Origin of the sequence: Enterobacter sp. HSTU-ASh6 (assembly GCF_026319105.1) — a bacterium.
GTDB classification, from domain to species: Bacteria; Pseudomonadota; Gammaproteobacteria; order Enterobacterales; family Enterobacteriaceae; genus Enterobacter; species Enterobacter sichuanensis.
Window position 1 is genome coordinate 54,611 of record NZ_WSPD01000005.1, and the last position, 18,643, is coordinate 73,253.

Sequence of the window (18,643 nt, forward strand, 5' to 3'; positions counted from 1 at the left end):
ATTCCTTACTGCGCCTGCACACGCAGCTCTGCTGCGCTACGACTACGGTGACCCAACAGGGCTTTAACATCGCTGGACTTCGGTTTAACCAGCGCGAATTTCGCAGAGAATGCTGGCCAGTTCGCCAGGATCTCTTCGCCGCGCGAAGAACCGGTATGCTGCACATGTTCGGTAATCAAACCGCGCAGGTGTTCTTCGTGAATAGCCAGCGTATCAACGTCCAGCACTTCCACCAGTTCCGGGTTCACGCGTTTGCGGAACTCGCCGTCTTCATCCAGGACGTATGCAAAACCGCCCGTCATGCCTGCGCCAAAGTTCACGCCGGTTTTACCCAGGACGCAAACAATCCCGCCCGTCATGTATTCACAACCGTTATCGCCAATGCCTTCCACCACGGTGATGGCACCGGAGTTACGCACCGCAAAACGCTCGCCCGCACGGCCTGCTGCAAACAGACGACCGCCGGTCGCGCCGTACAGGCAGGTGTTACCGATGATGCTTGCCTCATGGCTGCGGAAGGCAGAACCCACCGGAGGACGCACCGCCAGCAGACCGCCCGCCATGCCTTTCCCGACGTAGTCGTTGGCGTCGCCGGTCAGGTATAGCTCAACGCCGCCGGCGTTCCACACGCCAAAGCTCTGACCCGCGGTACCGCTGAAGTGCGCGGTAATCGGATCCGCCGCCAGCCCCTGGTCACCGTGCGTCTGCGCAATGTAACCGGAGAGGGACGCACCCACAGAACGGTCGGTGTTGCGGATATCAAACCAGAACGTTTTGCTCTGCTTGTCATCCACGTACGGTTTCGCCTGCTGCAACAGCTGCGCGTTCAGCACGCCGTTATCGAACGGTGGGTTGTTCTCGGTGCAGTAAACCGCTTTGCCAGGGTGTGGCTGCGCGGTTTCCAGCAGCTTGCTCAACGCCAGCTTCTGCTGCTTCGCCGTGAAGCCTTCTAGTTCTTTCAGTAAATCGGTACGGCCAATCAGGTCCACCAGACGTTTCACGCCCAGCTGCGCCATCAGCTCGCGGGTTTCACGGGCGATGAAGTCAAAGTAGTTGGTCACTTTGAACGGCAGGCCGTGATAGTGGTTCTTACGCAGCTTCTCGTCCTGGGTTGCAACACCGGTTGCGCAGTTGTTCAGGTGGCAAATACGCAGGTATTTACAGCCAAGCGCAACCATTGGGCCGGTACCGAAACCAAAGCTTTCCGCACCCAGAATCGCCGCTTTGATGATGTCGAGGCCGGTTTTCAGACCACCGTCCACCTGCAGACGGATCTTGTGACGCAGACCGTTAGCCACCAGCGCCTGCTGGGTTTCCACCAGGCCCAGTTCCCACGGGCAACCCGCATATTTCACCGAGGAGAGCGGGCTTGCACCGGTACCACCGTCGTAACCGGCGATGGTGATGAGATCCGCATAGGCTTTTGCCACGCCGGTGGCGATGGTGCCAACGCCCGGTTCGGAAACCAGCTTCACGGAGATCATCGCTTTCGGGTTGACCTGTTTCAGGTCGAAAATCAGCTGCGCCAGGTCCTCGATAGAGTAAATATCGTGGTGCGGTGGCGGAGAAATCAGCGTCACGCCCGGTACGGAGTAACGCAGTTTGGCGATGTACGGCGTGACTTTATCACCCGGCAACTGACCGCCTTCGCCCGGTTTTGCACCCTGAGCGACTTTAATCTGAATGACATCGGCGTTGACCAGGTACGCTGGCGTGACGCCGAAGCGGCCGGAGGCCACCTGCTTGATACGGGACACTTTGTTGGTGCCGTAACGCGCCGGATCTTCACCGCCTTCACCGGAGTTAGAATTGCCGCCGATGCTGTTCATGGCTTCCGCCAGCGCTTCATGGGCTTCCGGGCTCAGCGCGCCGATGGACATCGCCGCGGTATCAAAGCGTTTGAACAGTTCAGATGCTGGCTCAACCTCGTCAATGCTGACCGCTTCATCACCCGGATTGAGGGCCAGCAGGTCACGCAGCGTCGCCGCCGGACGGTTGTTCACCAGTTCAGCGTACTGCTTGTAATCACTGTATTCGCCGCTCTGCACCGCCTGCTGCAGCGTGCGCACCACGTCCGGGTTATAGGCATGATACTCGCCGCCGTGGACGTATTTCAGCAGACCGCCCTGATCCAGCGGCTTACGTGCCAGCCATGCGCGTTTCGACAGGTTCACCAGATCCTGCTGGAAGTCAGCAAATCCGGCTCCGCCGATGCGGCTGACGACGCCCTGGAAGCAGAGATTGGCCACGTCGTTATGCAGACCGACCGCCTCAAACAGCTTCGAGCAACGGTAGGAGGCAATGGTCGAGATGCCCATTTTGGACATGATTTTGTACAGACCTTTATTGATGCCGTTACGGTAGTTCAGCATCACTGTACGGTAGTCTTTGTCGATCGCGCGGGTATCCACCAGACGGGCCAGCGTTTCGTAGGCCAGATACGGGTAGATCGCCGTCGCACCAAAACCTAACAGCACGGCAAAGTGGTGCGGGTCGCGAGCGCTGGCGGTTTCAACAATGATGTTGGCGTCGCAGCGCAGGCTCTTATCGACCAGACGCGTCTGGATAGCACCCACTGCCATAGGCGCAGGCACCGGCAGACGGTTTTTCGCGATATTTCGGTCGGACAGCACCAGCAGAACGGTACCGTTACGTACCATCTGTTCGGCTTTGTCACACAGCGCATTCACCGTCTCTTCGAGGCTCGCGTCGTTCACGTCGAAGGTAATATCGAGCGTGTCAGCGCGGTAGTGCTCCTCTTTCATGGTGGTGAGCTGTTTGAAATCGGAATACAGCAGGATCGGCGATTTAAAGGTCAGACGGTGCGCCTGGCCTTCGGCCTCGCAGAAGACGTTCATCTCACGACCAATACTGGTGGCCAGCGACATCACGTGTGCTTCACGCAGCGGGTCGATTGGCGGGTTGGTGACCTGCGCAAACTGCTGACGGAAGTAGTCATAAATGATACGCGGCTGGCTGGAGAGCACGGCAAACGGGGTATCGTCACCCATCGAGCCGACCGCTTCCTGGCCGTTTTCACCGAGCACGCGGATAACCGAGTCCAGCTCTTCCGCACTGTAGTTAAACTGCTTCTGGTAGCTGGCGAGGGTATCGTCGTCCAGCTCGCGGCTGCCCACCTCTTCGTCCGACAGATCTTCAAACGGCACCAGACGACGCACGTTTTTCTCCATCCACTCTTTGTACGGATGGCGGCTCTTCAGGTCGTTATCGGTTTCGGCGGAATGCAGAATACGCCCAACGCGAGTGTCGATAACCATCAGTTCGCCAGGACCGACGCGGCCTTTCTCAACCACTTCGTCAGGCTGGTAATCCCAGATACCGACTTCAGAGGCACAGGTGATGAGCTTATCTTTGGTGATGACGTAGCGCGCCGGACGCAGACCGTTACGGTCCAGGTTACAGGCGGCAAAACGACCGTCGGACATCACGATGCCCGCCGGGCCGTCCCACGGCTCCATGTGCATGGAGTTAAAGTCGAAGAACGCACGCAGCTCTGGATCCATATCCGGGTTGTTCTGCCAGGCCGGTGGCACGAGCAGACGCATGGCGCGCACGATATCCATCCCGCCCGCCAGCAGCAATTCCAGCATGTTATCCATCGAGCTGGAGTCGGAGCCGGTTTCGTTCACGAACGGCGCGGCATCGTGCAGGTCAGGGATCAGTGGCGTCTGGAACTTATAGGTACGGGCACGGGCCCACTGACGGTTACCGGTAATGGTGTTGATCTCGCCGTTGTGCGCCAGATAACGGAACGGCTGCGCCAGCGGCCAGCGAGGTACGGTGTTGGTGGAGAAGCGCTGGTGGAACAGGCAAATGGCCGATTCCAGACGCAGGTCCGCCAGGTCCAGGTAGAAGCGCGGCAGGTCAGCCGGCATACACAGACCTTTATAGATATTTACCAGGTTCGAGAGGCTACAGACGTAGAACTCTTTATCGTCCTGGAGACGTTTTTCAATGCGGCGACGGGCGATAAACAGACGGCGTTCCATATCACGTGGACGCCAGCCCGCAGGGGCATTGACAAAAATCTGTTCAATACGAGGCAGCGAGGAGAGGGCGATTTCACCGAGCACCCCTTCGTTGGTTGGCACATCGCGCCAGCCGACAATAGACAGGGTTTCACGCTGAAGTTCTTCTTCGACGATGTGGCGCGAAGCGGCAGCTTTTTCAGGATCCTGGTTCAGGAACAGCATACCGACAGCGTAGTTTTTGGCTAAACGCCAGCCGCGCTCTTCCGCCACGATGCGGAAGAAACGATCGGGTTTTTGCAGCAGCAGGCCGCAACCGTCGCCGGTTTTACCATCGGCAAGGATGGCGCCACGGTGCTGCATTCGGGCCAGTGCGTGAATAGCAGTACGCACTACCTTGTGGCTAGGTTCGCCTTCTATGTGGGCGATCAGGCCGAAACCACAGTTATCCTTCTCAAGGGATTTATCGTACAACATATCAGTGAACCTCCCCAGGCTCGTCGGGCTTCTCTCTGAACGTAACCGTGGCGCACAGGCGCAGAAAGAGCATGGCGACGGGGTTTGCGTTTCATACGCGGACCTCGCATTCGCCCTCTTTTTCATCCTTTCGCGCAGGTAAACAAGTTTGAGGACTTGCTTCAGAGGGAATCTCAATTACTGCATAAATATGATGAGCAGGCCGCTCATCCAGAAAGCTTCCAGCGGATTTCCAACTTATCGGGAATTGGTACACAGGTCAAATGGCAATCTTATTTATACAAAAATGTGCTAAAGATAAGGTAACTGCTTGTAATTAAAGCTAATTTAACTAATTTTACATTGAATGAATGCCCTGGTAGGGCGTGGCGGAGTGTGATCTGACTCACTATCTGAAAGCGGTATTATCAATGCAGCATGCTGAATAGCGGTTATTTAACAGAATATTACGCTGCTGCGGGGGTTAAACCCGCATAAAGTCACTGTTTTTCAGAGGTGGCGCTATAAATGAAAAAAACAATCAGAACATAAGGAAAAGTAATCACGGCTGGCGTGAATGAAATTGCAGTAATCCTGAGTAGTTATTCATATGGATAAAAGCCGTCCAGGGCGATTGATCCAGGTCATCGCCGACAGAGGCTAAAAGTGGCAGGCTTGTCCCCTTTCTCCGGGACGGTTTATCAGATTATGCAGTTACAGAAATTAGTCAATATGTTTGGTGGGGATCTTTTGCAGCGGTACGGGCAAAAGGTTCACAAGCTGACGCTGCATGGCGGGTTTAGCTGCCCAAACCGGGACGGGACAATCGGGCGCGGGGGCTGCACGTTCTGTAACGTTGCGTCATTTGCAGACGAGGCCCAGCAGCATCGCTCTATTGCCGAACAGCTTTCGCATCAGGCGAGTCTGGTAAACCGCGCCAGACGCTATCTGGCCTATTTTCAGGCCTATACCAGCACGTGGGCGGAAGTGCAGGTGCTGCGCGACATGTATAAGCAGGCTGTCAGCCAGGCCAGTATTGTCGGGCTCTGTGTGGGTACGCGGCCGGACTGCGTACCGGACGCGGTGCTGGATCTGCTCAGCGAGTATAACGATCAAGGCTACGAGGTTTGGCTGGAGCTGGGCCTACAGACCGCGCACGACAAAACCCTGCACCGCATCAACCGTGGTCATGATTTCGCCTGCTACCAGCGCACTACCCGTCTTGCCCGTGAGCGCGGGTTGAAAGTCTGCTCGCATCTGATTGTCGGGTTGCCTGGTGAAGGGCAGCGGCACGGCCTGGAGACGCTGGAAAAAGTGGTTGAGACCGGCGTGGACGGTATCAAGCTGCATCCGCTGCATATCGTGAAGGGCAGCATTATGGCCAAAGCCTGGGAAGCCGGGCGCCTGAACGGTATCGAACTTGACGCCTATACGGTGACGGCGGGGGAGATGATTCGTCACACGCCGCCGGAGATTGTCTACCATCGCATCTCTGCCAGCGCCCGCCGTCCAACGCTTCTGGCACCCTTGTGGTGCGAGAACCGCTGGACGGGGATGGTGGAAATTGACCGCTATCTTCAGGAAAACGGCGTGCAGGGTTCGGCTCTGGGGCGCCCGTGGGTTCCCCGTCTACCGGCGACGGCCGCCTAAGAGGCTCCCCAGCATGCCGCGCACTATCTGATTAGTCACCTGCCGCGCCGCGCTCTTCGCCATGGTTTGTACCACGCCGTCGCGCTTACCGCCGCGCGGCCCGGTGCTGCCAAACAGGATATCTTTGAGTCCACCGAGAATACCGTCATCCACCGCCACCGACTGCCCTTTAGCGGCAGGGGCATCCTGCGATTCCGTTGTCGCCTGGACCCCTTTTTGCAGCATCTCAAACGCGGATTCCCGATCCACCTCGTCTTCATACTTCCCGTACACCGGGGAGTGGTTAATCAGGCCATTGCGTTCATCGTCCGTCACCGGTCCCATCCGCGAACAGGGGGCGATCACCATCGCGCGTTCCACCACGGACGGGCTGCCCTTCGCATCCAGGAATGAGATCAGCGCTTCACCGGTGCCTAACGCCTGAATAGCGGCTTCGGTATCAAAGGCCGGATTGGCGCGCATGGTTTGCGCAGCGGCTTTCACCGCTTTCTGATCTTTCGGCGTAAAGGCGCGCAGGGCGTGCTGAACGCGGTTACCAAGCTGGCCAAGCACGTTATCCGGGATATCAGACGGGTTTTGCGAAACAAACCAGACGCCGACGCCTTTAGAGCGGATCAGGCGAATGACCTGTTCAATCTTGTCCAGCAATATCTGCGGCGCATCGTTGAACAGCAGGTGCGCTTCGTCGAAGAAGAATACCAGCTTTGGTTTTTCCAGATCGCCTGCTTCGGGCAGTTGTTCGTAAAGCTCGGAGAGCATCCACAGCAGGCTGGCGGCGTAAAGCTTCGGCATCTGGTAGAGCTTCTCGGCACTGAGGATATTGATAATGCCTTTGCCGTTACTGTCGGTGCGCATCCAGTCTTTGATATCCAGCATAGGCTCGCCGAAGAAATGCTCAGCCCCCTGTTGCTCAAGCGTCAGTAACCCGCGCTGAATGGCCCCTACCGACGCGCTGCTGATATTGCCATACTGGTTCTGGAAGGATTTCGCGTTATCGCCAATGTACTGAGTAACGGCCCGCAGATCTTTAAAATCAAGCAGCAGCAGACCCTGGTCATCGGCAATGCGGAAGATAATATTCAGCACCCCTGACTGGACGTCGTTAAGGTTCAGCAGGCGGGCGAGCAGCAGCGGGCCGAGATCGGAGACGGTGGCGCGCACCGGGTGGCCTTTCTCACCGAAGATATCCCACACGACCACCGGGTTGCCGTGTGGCGTCCAGTCCGTGATGCCTATATTCTTCAGCCGTTCGAGCAGTTTTTCTGAGGCGGTACCCTCCTGAGCCACACCGGTTAAATCGCCTTTCACGTCAGCCATAAACACCGGTACGCCGATCTCTGAAAGCGACTCCGCCAGCTTTTGCAGGGTCACGGTTTTCCCCGTCCCGGTGGCGCCGGTGATCAGGCCGTGGCGGTTCGTCATGGCGGGCAGTAAATACAGCTCTTTTTCCAGCGTCCGGGCAATTAACAATGGTGTACTCATGATGCGCTTCCTCTCGTAGTCCTGGGTGGAGTATAGGCAACCTGACGGCAAAAGGGATGAGTAAATTCCTGAGTTTGCGGCGCATTATCCAGCGCGGACTATGCTTTTGCATACGGTTCACAAAATAGTGGGAAACTATGTCCAGATTCTTCTTTAATGACCGCAAACAGCTGGTCAACGATGCCATTGAAGGCATACTGCTCTCTGCGCCCCATGCAAATCTCGTCAAGCTTGATATCGATCCGGCCATCAGGGTTGTCGCGCGCGGCGACTGGGACAAAAGCCGCGTGGCGGTGATCTCCGGTGGCGGCTCAGGACACGAACCCGCGCATGCCGGATTTGTTGGCAAAGGCATGCTGACGGCGGCGGTGTGTGGCGATCTGTTTGCCTCGCCGAGCGTGGATGCGGTACTCAATGCCATCGTCGCCGTAACCGGCGATCGCGGCTGTCTGTTGATCGTCAAAAACTACACCGGCGACCGTCTGAACTTCGGCCTCGCGGCGGAAAAGGCCAAACGTTACGGTCTGAAGGTGGATATGGTGATTGTAGCGGATGACATCGCGCTGCCGGATAACAAGCAACCGCGCGGTATTGCCGGCACCGCTCTGGTGCATAAGATTGCGGGGTATGCGGCGGAGCTCGGGAAATCGCTGAGTGAAGTGCGGAAGATCGCGCAGCAGGCCTGCGATAACCTCTGGAGCCTGGGCGTTGCGATGCAAACCTGTAACCTGCCCGGCAGCGAGGAGGAAGAGGGGCGCATTAAGCAGGGCCACGTCGAGCTGGGTCTGGGCATTCACGGCGAGCCCGGGGCGTCCGTGGTGGATACCCAAAACAGCAAAGCCATTATCGACACGCTGGTCACGCCACTGAAAACAGAGGCGGGCGAGGGGCGCTTTGCGGTGCTGATTAACAACCTCGGCGGGGTATCGGCGCTGGAGATGGCGCTGCTGACGAAAGAGCTGGCGCACTCGGCGCTGAAAGAAGAGATCGCGTACCTGATAGGTCCCGCGCCACTGGTAAGCGCCCTGGACATGAAGGGCTTTTCGCTGACGCTGCTGAAGCTTAACGATTTCTTCGAAAAGGCGATTCATGCCGACGTCGAAACGCTGGGCTGGCAGAAACCCGTGGCGTTTGCGCCCTTGCGCACCGTTGAGCACAGCGCCATTCATGACCGCGTGGAATATACCCCATCGAACAATCCGCAGGTGGGAGAGTGTGTCTCCTCAGTGACGCAAACGCTGATCCAGCTGGAAAACCGCCTCAACGCGCTGGATGCGAAAGTGGGAGATGGCGACACCGGCTCCACTTTTGCGCAAGGTGCGCGGGATATTGCGCAGCGTCTGGAGGAGAATACCCTCCCGCTTAACGATGTCTCTACGCTACTGTTACTGGCTGGCGAGCGGCTGGCCACGGTAATGGGCGGATCGAGCGGCGTATTAATGTCGATCTTCTTTACTGCGGCCGGGCAAAAGCTGCATGACGGACAATCGCTCCCGGAGGCATTGCTCAGCGGGCTGGCGCAGATGAAGCAGTATGGCGGGGCGGATCTCGGCGATCGCACGCTGATCGACGCGCTGCAACCGGCGCTGGAGGCTTTACAGAAAAAAGATCTTCAGGCTGCGGCGCAGGCGGCGCAGCAGGGGGCGGAGGCAACGGCGAAAATGGTGAAAGCGGGTGCGGGACGTTCGTCGTACGTGAATAAAGAGAATCTGGATGGCGTAATGGATCCGGGGGCGGTGGCTGTCGCGGAAGTCTTTGCGGCACTGGTGCGGTAGTCGAAAAAGCCCGGTGGCGCTGCGCTTACCGGGCCTACAAAAACGAACCCTGGCCGGGTAAGGCGAAGCCGCCACCCGGCACTGTCACATCAAAAATCCGCTTTCAACACCACGCGATAACGGGCTTTGCCGTCGCGCACGTGCTGGATGGCTTCATTGATTTTCGACATCGGGTACAGTTCGGTGGTGGGTGCCACTTTGGTGCGCCCGGCGAACTTCATCAGTTTGCGCAACTCGTACGGCGTACCGGTTGCAGAGCCGGATATGCTGCGATCCCCGCCGATCAGGGTAAACGCCGGAACCGGCAGCGGCTTCATCACCGCACCCACGGTGTGGAAGTTACCGCCGTAGGCCAGGGCTTCAAAATACGGCTGCCAGTTAAGATCCACGTTCACAGTGTTGATGATCAGATCAAACTGACCCGCCAGCGCGTTCAGCGCGTCCGGATCGCGGCTGTTGACGACTTTATCCGCCCCCATCGCCAGCACTTCCTGCTCTTTCGCCGGGTTCGAGCTGAATGCCGTCACTTCGCAACCCATCGCGTGTAGCAGTTTGATGGCGATATGCCCGAGGCCGCCAATACCGATGACGCCCACGCGGCTGGTGGCGGTGATATGGTGCATCAGAAGCGGTTTGAAGACGGTAATACCGCCGCACAGTAGCGGACCGGCGGATTCAATATCAATGCTGTCCGGCAGCGGAATGACCCATTGCCAGTCGGCGCGCAGCTTATCGGCAAAACCGCCTTTATTCAGAATGGTGGGAACAGCGCCTTCGAGGCAGTTGATCTGGTTGCCGCTGATACAGGCGTCGCAGTGGCCACAGCTGCGTGCTGTCCAGCCAATGCCCACGCGCTGGCCGACTTTCAGCCCTTTGTCCTGCGCAGCGCTACCGAGCGCGACAACACGGCCAATGACTTCGTGCCCGGCAACCAGTGGATAGCTTGAAAAGCCCCATTCGTTATCGATCATCGAGAGATCCGAGTGGCAGATCCCGCAGTAATCAACCTGTACCTCGACGTCTTCTGCTTTTAGAACGCCTGCATCGTACTCGTACAGTTCAAGTTCTGCACCCGCCTGCGGTGCGGCGTAGCTTTTTATCTTCGACATCGTGTTTCCCCCGTTGTGGTGTGAACTGAGAGTGTAGAGCATTCAGTTAACCACCGTTTAACAGAAGAGGGCAGCAAAAAGGTTTACAGCGTTTTCAACATCCTGACTTCGCAATCGACGTGCCCGGTGCAGCCCAGCGGTGCATCAATATGCTCAAAGCCCAGATGTTCATACAGGCCGATGGCCTCTTTGAGGAAGGCGGTTGTTTCGAGGTAACAGCGGGTAAAACCCTGTTTGCGCGCGTGGTCCAGGGCAAGCAGCGCCAGCTTTTTCGCCAGGCCTTGCCCGCGAACGGACGGCAGAAAATACATTTTTTGCAGTTCGCAGATATCCGGCTCGCTGCAGCTGAGGGGTGCTACGCCGCCGCCGCCGACGACCTGGCCGTTCTGCTCGATGACCCAGTAAGCATGCCCCGGCTGGCTGTACAGCTGAAACAGTTCGTCCAGATTCGGGTCGGCAACCGTGTAGCCTTTATCAGCCGTAAGGCCATATTCGGCAGAAACCGTGCGGATGACGGCGGCGATAGCCGGGTTGTCCTGCACAGCGATCCGACGCATCGTCGTCGCGACGGGAGTGATCACGCTCATAGCATTACTCATTACAAAAATTGACACACATTTGCTGTTAATAGCACCGCGGAAAGGGGAGTGCAAGCGAGGAGTTTTCAGGAAGGATACCCCTTACGCCCTGAAGCGTAAGGGGTAATAGCATTACAGGGCTGCGATAACCGCCTGCTGCTCAATCAGCTTGGTCTTCGCATCGGCGAAAGCCACCAGACGCTCACGCTCTTTCGCGATGACCGCTTCCGGCGCACGGGCAACAAAGCCTTCGTTCGCCAGTTTGCTTTCGATCTTGCCGATTTCCACGTCCACTTTCGCCACTTCTTTCGCCAGACGCGCCAGCTCAGCATCTTTGTCGATAAGACCTGCCATCGGGATCAGCAGCTCGGCGCCGTCGATGATTTTGGTCACGGAGACCGGACCTTTGTCATCAGCAGGCAGCACGGTGATGCTTTCCAGGCGCGCCATGGTTTTCAGGAAGGTATTGTTCTCGTTGACACGACGAACCGCCACCTCGCTGCAGCCGCGCAGCAGCAGCTCCAGTGGTTTGCCCGGCGCGATGTTCATTTCCGCACGGATGTTACGTACTGCTACGATCGCCTGCTTCAGCCACTCGGTATCTGCAGATGCCGCGTCATCAACTTTCGCCGCATCGAATTCCGGGAACGGCTGCAGCATGATGGTGTCGGCATTGATGCCTGCAATCACCTTCACGCGCTGCCAGATGGTTTCGGTGATGAATGGAATGACCGGATGCGCCAGGCGCAGCAGACCTTCCAGAACGGTAATCAGCGTATTACGCGTACCGCGCAGTTCAGCCTCAGTGCCGCCGTTCATGACCGGCTTCGCCAGTTCCAGGTACCAGTCACAGAACTGGTTCCAGGTGAATTCGTACAGAATACCCGCCGCGATATCGAAGCGGAAGCTGTCCAGCGCCTCGCGGAACGCTTTCACCGTCTGGTTGAATTCCGCCAGGATCCAGCGGTCTGCCAGAGACAGGGTCATCTCGCCGCCGTTGAAGCCGCAATCCTGATCTTCGGTGTTCATCAGCACGAAGCGGCTGGCGTTCCACAGCTTGTTACAGAAGTTACGGTAACCTTCCAGACGCTTCATGTCCCAGTTGATGTCGCGACCGGTAGAGGCCAGCGCCGCCAGGGTGAAACGCAGGGCGTCGGTACCGTGAGCCTCAATCCCGTTCGGGAACTGCTTCTCGGTACGCTTGCGGATTTTCTCTGCCAGCTGCGGCTGCATCATGTTGCCGGTGCGTTTTTCCAGCAGCTCTTCCAGAGAGATACCGTCAACCATATCCAGTGGGTCAATGACGTTACCCTTGGACTTGGACATCTTCTGGCCTTCATCATCACGGATAAGACCGGTCATATAGACGGTATGGAACGGAACCTGCGGCTTGCCGTCTTCGTCTTTGATGAAGTGCATGGTCATCATGATCATGCGGGCAATCCAGAAGAAGATGATGTCGAAGCCGGACACCATCACGCTGGTTGGGTGGAACTGACGCAGCGCGTCGGTGTTCTCCGGCCAGCCGAGTGTGGAGAAGGTCCACAGTGCGGAGGAGAACCAGGTATCCAGCACGTCTTCGTCCTGGCGCAGGGCAACATCTGCACTCAGGTTGTTTTCCTGACGCACTTCATCTTCGCTACGTCCTACGTAGACGTTGCCTTCGTTGTCGTACCACGCCGGGATACGGTGACCCCACCACAGCTGGCGGGAGATACACCAGTCCTGAATGTCACGCATCCAGGAGAAGTACATGTTTTCGTACTGCTTCGGCACGAACTGGATGCTGCCGTTCTCAACCGCTTCAACAGCCGGTTTCGCCAGCACGTCGGCACGCACGTACCACTGATCGGTCAGCATTGGCTCGATAACCACGCCGCCACGGTCACCGTACGGCACGGTCAGATCGTGAGGTTTGATTTCTTCCAGCAGGCCGAGCGCATCAACGGCAGCCACGATCGCTTTACGCGCCGCAAAACGTTCCAGCTTCTGGAACTCAGCCGGAATGTCGCTTGAGTAAACGTCAGATTCGTTGCCTTTGGTGTCATACACTTCTGCGCTTTCACGGATATCACCGTCGAAGGTCAGAATGTTGATCATCGGCAGGGCGTGACGACGGCCCACTTCGTAGTCGTTGAAGTCGTGCGCCGGGGTGATTTTCACGCAGCCGGTGCCTTTTTCCATATCGGCGTGTTCGTCGCCCACAATCGGAATACGGCGGTTCACCAGCGGCAGCACCACGAATTTACCGATCAAATCTTTATAACGCGGATCTTCCGGGTTAACGGCCACGCCGGTATCGCCCAGCAGAGTTTCCGGACGGGTGGTCGCGACCACCAGGTAATCTTTACCGTCTGCGGTTTTTGCGCCGTCGGCCAGCGGATAGCGGATGTGCCACATGGAGCCCTTGGACTCGCGGTTTTCCACTTCCAGGTCAGAGATGGCGGTGCGCAGTTTCGGGTCCCAGTTTACCAGGCGTTTGCCACGGTAAATCAGGTCTTCTTTGTAGAGACGGACGAAAACTTCTTTCACGGCGTTGGACAGGCCTTCGTCCATGGTGAAACGCTCGCGCTCCCAGTCAACGGAGTTGCCGAGACGGCGCATCTGACGGGTAATGGTGCCGCCAGATTCTGCTTTCCACTGCCAGATTTTGTCGATGAAGGCGTCGCGACCGTAGTCGTGGCGAGTTTTACCTTCTTCAGCGGCAATTTTACGCTCAACCACCATCTGGGTCGCGATACCCGCGTGGTCAGTCCCCGCCTGCCACAGGGTGTTTTTACCCTGCATACGCTGGTAGCGGATCATGGTGTCCATGATGGTCTGCTGGAAAGCATGACCCATATGCAAACTGCCGGTGACGTTCGGCGGCGGGATCATGATGCAGAAGGACTCTTTGCTTTCGTCGCCGTTAGGCTTGAAATAGCCCTGCTGTTCCCAGTGCTCGTAAAGCGGCTGTTCGATATCGCGTGGGTTATATGTCTTTTCCATTATTTCCAGGTTGCCGTATTCAGGTTAAAACCAGCCAGGCGGTACGCTTTATAGCGTTCGCGCGCCAGTTGTTTCAAAGATTCTTCGTAAGGGACAAAGTCTACCACTTCTGTGAAAGCGGTGGCAAAATCTGCAAAATCTATCCGCAGGCTAATCAGAATATCGCGCGCGCTGCTGCTGCGCTTTTGCGGCCAGGCAATTTCAACCGGTGCGCCGCCGCGTGGGCCTTCGCCTGACAGGTTATGCGGCACAAAGCTCTCCGGCGGGCGTGCCCACAGCGCTTCATCAAGTCGAATCGCCTGCTGTTCATCTTCACAGGCAATCAGCACACGTTTACCTGCGCGCCAACGTTCTGCGGCAATTTCACACACCAGCTGTTCGACGGCGCTCAGGCCATCCTGATGGGTGTCGTTGTCCAGAAGGTAGAACGTTGCATTCTTCATATATGGGGTTCTTGTTTTGGATTCAAAGGCAAAGCCGGGTAGCGCTACGCTTACCCGGCCTACGGTTTGCTGCCGTGATGACTTACTCGTCGCCGTTAAAACCCGCGCGGTTCAGCAGGAACTGCGACAGTAACGCCACCGGACGACCGGTTGCGCCTTTGGCCTTACCGGAGCGCCATGCGGTGCCCGCGATATCCAGGTGCGCCCAGTTGTACTTGCGGGTAAAGCGTGCCAGGAAACAGCCTGCAGTGATGGCTCCACCAGGACGTCCGCCGATGTTCGCCATGTCCGCGAAGTTAGACTCCAGCTGATCCTGATACTCGTCACCCAGCGGCAGACGCCATGCGCGGTCGCCGGCCTGCTCCGAGGCACTAATAAGCTCATGCGCCAGCGGATTGTGGTTCGACATCAGACCGGTGATGTGATGGCCCAGCGCAATCACACAGGCGCCGGTGAGCGTAGCGACGTCAATCACTGCTTCCGGCTCGAAGCGTTCCACGTAGGTCAGCACGTCACACAGCACCAGACGGCCTTCGGCGTCGGTGTTCAGCACTTCAACCGTCTGTCCGGACATGGTGGTCAGGACGTCACCCGGACGATAGGCACGACCGCCAGGCATGTTTTCGCAGCCCGCCAGTACGCCAATAACGTTAACAGGCAGCTGAAGCTCCGCCACCATGCGCATTACGCCATACACCGCCGCCGCGCCGCACATGTCGTACTTCATCTCATCCATGCCTTCGGCCGGCTTGATGGAGATACCGCCGGAGTCGAAGGTCAGGCCTTTACCGACGAGCACGATAGGGCGCGCATCTTCGGACGGATTGCCCTTGTACTCAATGACTGACATCAGCGACTCATTCTGCGAGCCGTTACCCACCGCCAGATAAGAGTGCATTCCCAGCTCTTTCATCTGCTGTTCGCCAATGACGCGGGTAATGACATTCTTGCTGTAGGCATCGGCCAGCTGACGCGCCTGAGAGGCCAGGTATGCGGCGTTACAGATGTTCGGCGGCATGTTGCCGAGGTCTTTGGCCGCTTTAATGCCGGCAGCAATGGCCAGACCGTGCTGAATGGCGCGCTCGCCGCTGGTCAGCTCGCGGCGGGTTGGCACGTTAAAGACCATTTTACGCAGCGGGCGACGCGGCTCGCTTTTATTGGTCTTCAGTTGATCGAAGCTGTACAGGCTCTCTTTTGCCGTTTCGACCGCCTGACGGACTTTCCAGTAGGTGTTACGCCCTTTGACGTGCAGCTCCGTCAGGAAACAGACGGCTTCCATTGAACCGGTGTCATTCAGCGTATTAATCGTTTTCTGAATCACCTGCTTATACTGACGCTCATCCAGCTCGCGTTCTTTGCCGCAGCCAATCAGCAGAATGCGTTCGGACAGGACGTTCGGAACATGATGCAGTAACAGCGTCTGCCCAGGTTTGCCTTCCAGTTCGCCACGGCGCAGCAGGGCGCTAATATAGCCGTCACTGATTTTATCGAGTTGTTCGGCGATCGGGGAGAGTCGGCGCGGTTCAAAGACGCCCACAACGATGCAGGCACTCCGCTGTTTCTCCGGGCTACCGCTTTTTACACTGAACTCCATGCACTACGCTCCTGAATCTTAAAGACAACGGCGGCGGCTACGGATAGAATTGAAACCTTTCGTAACTCATGTCCGCTGTTGTGGTGACTTCGTGTTAATCTTACGTTACTACGGTTTCGACACGTCAGAAAAAGTCCTGAAGCGTGAATCCGCCGGATGTTTTAATCTTAGCGATGATTTCGACGACTCAAGAGAATAAATGACGTTTAAGCCATGAAACAAGCGAAATTCCTGCAAAGAGACGGGTTTTTACGGGCGTATTTAAAGTGATAATCATAAGATATCTGGTGCGGGAGACGCTCAAAAGCCAGCTGGCGATCCTCTTCATCCTGCTGCTGATTTTTTTCTGTCAGAAGCTGGTTAAGATCCTCGGTGCGGCTGTTGACGGCGAAATTCCAACGAATCTGGTGCTTTCCCTGCTTGGTTTAGGGATCCCGGAAATGGCGCAGCTTATCCTGCCGCTAAGTCTTTTCCTCGGTCTGCTCATGACCCTTGGGAAGCTCTACACCGAGAGTGAAATCACGGTGATGCATGCCTGTGGCCTGAGCAAAGCGGTACTGGTGAAAGCGGCCATGATACTGGCGCTGTTCACGGGAATTGTTGCGGCGGTGAATGTGATGTGGGCGGGCCCCTTGTCTTCCCGTCATCAGGACGAAGTGCTGGCCGAAGCGAAAGCCAACCCCGGCATGGCGGCGTTAGCCCAGGGGCAATTCCAGCAAGCCACCGACGGGAACTCCGTGCTCTTTATTGAGAGCGTTGACGGCAGCAAGTTTAACGACGTCTTCCTGGCGCAGCTGCGTACGAAAGGTAACGCGCGTCCGTCAGTGGTCATTGCCGACTCCGGGCAACTTGCTCAGCGCAAAGACGGTTCGCAGATCGTGACGCTGGACAAAGGTACCCGTTTCGAAGGGACCGCGATGCTGCGTGACTTCCGTATTACGGATTTCCAGAACTATCAGGCCATTATCGGCCATCAGACGGTGGCGCTCGATCCAACCGATACCGAGCAGATGGATATGCGTACCCTGTGGAATACCGATACCAACAGAGCGCGTGCGGAGTTCCACTGGCGTATTACTCTCGTATTTACCGTATTTATGATGGCGCTGATTGTTGTTCCGCTGAGCGTGGTGAACCCGCGTCAGGGACGCGTGCTCTCGATGCTGCCAGCGATGCTGCTTTACCTGATCTACTTCCTGCTGCAAACCTCGATTCGTTCCAACGGCGCGAAGGGTAAGCTGGACCCTATGGTCTGGACATGGTTCGTGAACAGCTTGTATATCTTACTGGCGCTGGGATTAAACCTGTGGGATACGGTGCCTGTGCGCCGCATACGTGCCCGATTCTCGCGTAAAGGAGCCATCTAATGCAGGCGTTTGGCGTTCTTGATCGCTATATCGGTAAAACCATTTTTACCACCATCATGATGACGTTGTTCATGCTGGTGTCGCTCTCCGGCATTATCAAATTTGTCGACCAGCTGAAAAAAGCCGGGCAGGGAAGTTATGACGCGCTCGGCGCGGGAATGTATACCCTGCTCAGCGTGCCGAAAGATGTGCAGATCTTCTTCCCGATGGCGGCGCTGTTGGGTGCGCTGCTGGGGCTGGGGATGCTGGCGCAGCGCAGTGAACTGGTTGTTATGCAGGCATCGGGTTTTACCCGTATGCAGGTTGCGTTGTCGGTAATGAAAACCGCGATCCCGCTGGTGCTGTTGACCATGGCGATCGGTGAGTGGGTGGCGCCGCAGGGTGAACAGATGGCGCGTAACTACCGCGCTCAGGCGATGTACGGTGGTTCTCTGCTTTCCACTCAGCAAGGGTTATGGGCGAAAGATGGCAACAGCTTCGTCTACATCGAACGCGTAAAAGGCGATGATGAGTTAGGCGGTGTGAGCATCTACGCCTTCAATGACCAGCGCCGCTTGCAGTCAGTTAAACACGCCTCTTCGGCGAAGTTTGACCCTGAACATAAGCAGTGGCGTTTGTCGCAGGTTGATGAGTCTGACCTGAGAGATCCGAAACAGATCACCGGTTCTCAGACGGTGTCCGGTACGTGGAAGACCAACCTCACGCCCGATAAGCTCGGGGTCGTGGCGCTGGATCCTGACGCGCTCTCCATCAGCGGTTTACACAACTATGTGAAATACCTGAAGTCGAGCGGCCAGGATGCGGGACGTTATCAGCTCAACATGTGGAGCAAAATTTTCCAGCCGATGTCCGTGGCGGTGATGATGCTGATGGCGCTGTCGTTTATCTTCGGCCCGCTGCGCAGTGTGCCGATGGGAGTGCGCGTTGTCACCGGTATCAGCTTCGGCTTTGTGTTCTACGTGCTCGATCAGATCTTCGGTCCATTGACGCTGGTGTATGGTATTCCGCCAATTATTGGCGCGCTGCTGCCAAGCGCCAGTTTCCTCCTGATCAGCCTCTGGCTGTTGCTTAAACGCTCCTGATTGACCTCTCCTCGCTTCCGGTTACCCGGGAGCGAGGCTAATCTCCTGTTTCACCCCGCACTTTTTCTCACAACCTTCAACGTCCCGCCGCGAATTTGAGTATTATTGAGCGATAAAGTCGTGAAGGGAT

At 56.9% G+C, this 18,643-nt stretch carries 11 protein-coding genes; 4 read left to right on the forward strand and 7 right to left on the reverse strand.

Going from position 1 to position 18,643, the window contains the following annotated elements; genetic code table 11:
- Positions 1-5: 5 nt before the first annotated feature.
- Complete coding sequence (gene gltB / locus GM298_RS07495; protein WP_088244393.1) at positions 6-4,466, reverse strand: glutamate synthase large subunit; 4,461 nt, start codon at positions 4,464-4,466, stop codon at positions 6-8.
- A 687-nt stretch (positions 4,467-5,153) separates the two neighbouring features.
- On the opposite strand from gltB, the gene GM298_RS07500 reads away from it, so the two are divergent.
- The gene (locus GM298_RS07500; protein ID WP_120262307.1) at positions 5,154-6,095 is read left to right on the forward strand and encodes a TIGR01212 family radical SAM protein; all 942 of its coding nucleotides are present in this window, start codon (positions 5,154-5,156) and stop codon (positions 6,093-6,095) included.
- Here the strand turns inward: GM298_RS07500 and GM298_RS07505 are convergent.
- Positions 6,075-7,577 carry a helicase HerA-like C-terminal domain-containing protein gene (locus GM298_RS07505; RefSeq protein ID WP_128338901.1) on the reverse strand — a complete coding sequence of 501 codons (1,503 nt, stop codon included), beginning with the start codon at positions 7,575-7,577 and terminating at the stop codon, positions 6,075-6,077. The genes GM298_RS07500 and GM298_RS07505 overlap by 21 nt on opposite strands.
- A gap of 137 nt (positions 7,578-7,714) precedes the next feature.
- Between GM298_RS07505 and GM298_RS07510 the strand changes: the two genes are divergently transcribed.
- On the forward strand, positions 7,715-9,352 hold the full coding sequence (locus GM298_RS07510; RefSeq protein ID WP_266153868.1) for a dihydroxyacetone kinase subunit DhaK: 1,638 nt from the start codon (positions 7,715-7,717) through the stop codon (positions 9,350-9,352).
- An 89-nt stretch (positions 9,353-9,441) separates the two neighbouring features.
- On the opposite strand, the gene ahr is transcribed toward GM298_RS07510, so the two are convergent.
- From ahr to pepA, 5 genes are all read right to left on the reverse strand, one after another.
- Positions 9,442-10,461 (reverse strand): NADPH-dependent aldehyde reductase Ahr, encoded by a 1,020-nt coding sequence (gene ahr / locus GM298_RS07515; protein ID WP_025756680.1) that lies wholly within the window; start codon positions 10,459-10,461, stop codon positions 9,442-9,444.
- An 83-nt stretch (positions 10,462-10,544) separates the two neighbouring features.
- The gene (locus GM298_RS07520) at positions 10,545-11,048 is read right to left on the reverse strand and encodes a GNAT family N-acetyltransferase (RefSeq protein WP_025756681.1); all 504 of its coding nucleotides are present in this window, start codon (positions 11,046-11,048) and stop codon (positions 10,545-10,547) included.
- 123 nt (positions 11,049-11,171) lie between these two features.
- Entirely contained in the window at positions 11,172-14,027 is a 2,856-nt protein-coding gene (locus GM298_RS07525; protein WP_266153869.1) for a valine--tRNA ligase, read from the reverse strand.
- Entirely contained in the window at positions 14,027-14,470 is a 444-nt protein-coding gene (holC, locus tag GM298_RS07530) for a DNA polymerase III subunit chi (RefSeq protein WP_025756683.1), read from the reverse strand. The genes GM298_RS07525 and holC overlap by 1 nt, the downstream gene beginning before the upstream one ends.
- 82 nt (positions 14,471-14,552) lie before the next feature.
- Entirely contained in the window at positions 14,553-16,064 is a 1,512-nt protein-coding gene (gene pepA, locus GM298_RS07535; RefSeq protein WP_025756684.1) for a leucyl aminopeptidase, read from the reverse strand.
- A 266-nt stretch (positions 16,065-16,330) separates the two neighbouring features.
- On the opposite strand from pepA, the gene lptF reads away from it, so the two are divergent.
- Positions 16,331-17,431: an LPS export ABC transporter permease LptF gene (gene lptF, locus GM298_RS07540; protein WP_045284739.1), complete on the forward strand. Its 1,101-nt coding sequence runs from the start codon at positions 16,331-16,333 to the stop codon at positions 17,429-17,431.
- Positions 17,431-18,513: an LPS export ABC transporter permease LptG gene (gene lptG / locus GM298_RS07545; protein ID WP_025756686.1), complete on the forward strand. Its 1,083-nt coding sequence runs from the start codon at positions 17,431-17,433 to the stop codon at positions 18,511-18,513. Before lptF ends, lptG begins: the two co-directional genes overlap by 1 nt.
- Positions 18,514-18,643 lie beyond the last annotated feature (130 nt).

What these genes read in the sequence shown, in the direction of transcription:
- gltB (WP_088244393.1), bottom strand. Translation starts at nt 4,466, where the DNA reads ATGTTGTACGATAAATCCCTTGAGAAGGATAACTGTGGTTTCGGCCTG.
- GM298_RS07500 (WP_120262307.1), top strand. Translation starts at nt 5,154, where the DNA reads ATGCAGTTACAGAAATTAGTCAATATGTTTGGTGGGGATCTTTTGCAG.
- GM298_RS07505 (WP_128338901.1), bottom strand. Translation starts at nt 7,577, where the DNA reads ATGAGTACACCATTGTTAATTGCCCGGACGCTGGAAAAAGAGCTGTAT.
- GM298_RS07510 (WP_266153868.1), top strand. Translation starts at nt 7,715, where the DNA reads ATGTCCAGATTCTTCTTTAATGACCGCAAACAGCTGGTCAACGATGCC.
- ahr (WP_025756680.1), bottom strand. Translation starts at nt 10,461, where the DNA reads ATGTCGAAGATAAAAAGCTACGCCGCACCGCAGGCGGGTGCAGAACTT.
- GM298_RS07520 (WP_025756681.1), bottom strand. Translation starts at nt 11,048, where the DNA reads ATGAGCGTGATCACTCCCGTCGCGACGACGATGCGTCGGATCGCTGTG.
- GM298_RS07525 (WP_266153869.1), bottom strand. Translation starts at nt 14,027, where the DNA reads ATGGAAAAGACATATAACCCACGCGATATCGAACAGCCGCTTTACGAG.
- holC (WP_025756683.1), bottom strand. Translation starts at nt 14,470, where the DNA reads ATGAAGAATGCAACGTTCTACCTTCTGGACAACGACACCCATCAGGAT.
- pepA (WP_025756684.1), bottom strand. Translation starts at nt 16,064, where the DNA reads ATGGAGTTCAGTGTAAAAAGCGGTAGCCCGGAGAAACAGCGGAGTGCC.
- lptG (WP_025756686.1), top strand. Translation starts at nt 17,431, where the DNA reads ATGCAGGCGTTTGGCGTTCTTGATCGCTATATCGGTAAAACCATTTTT.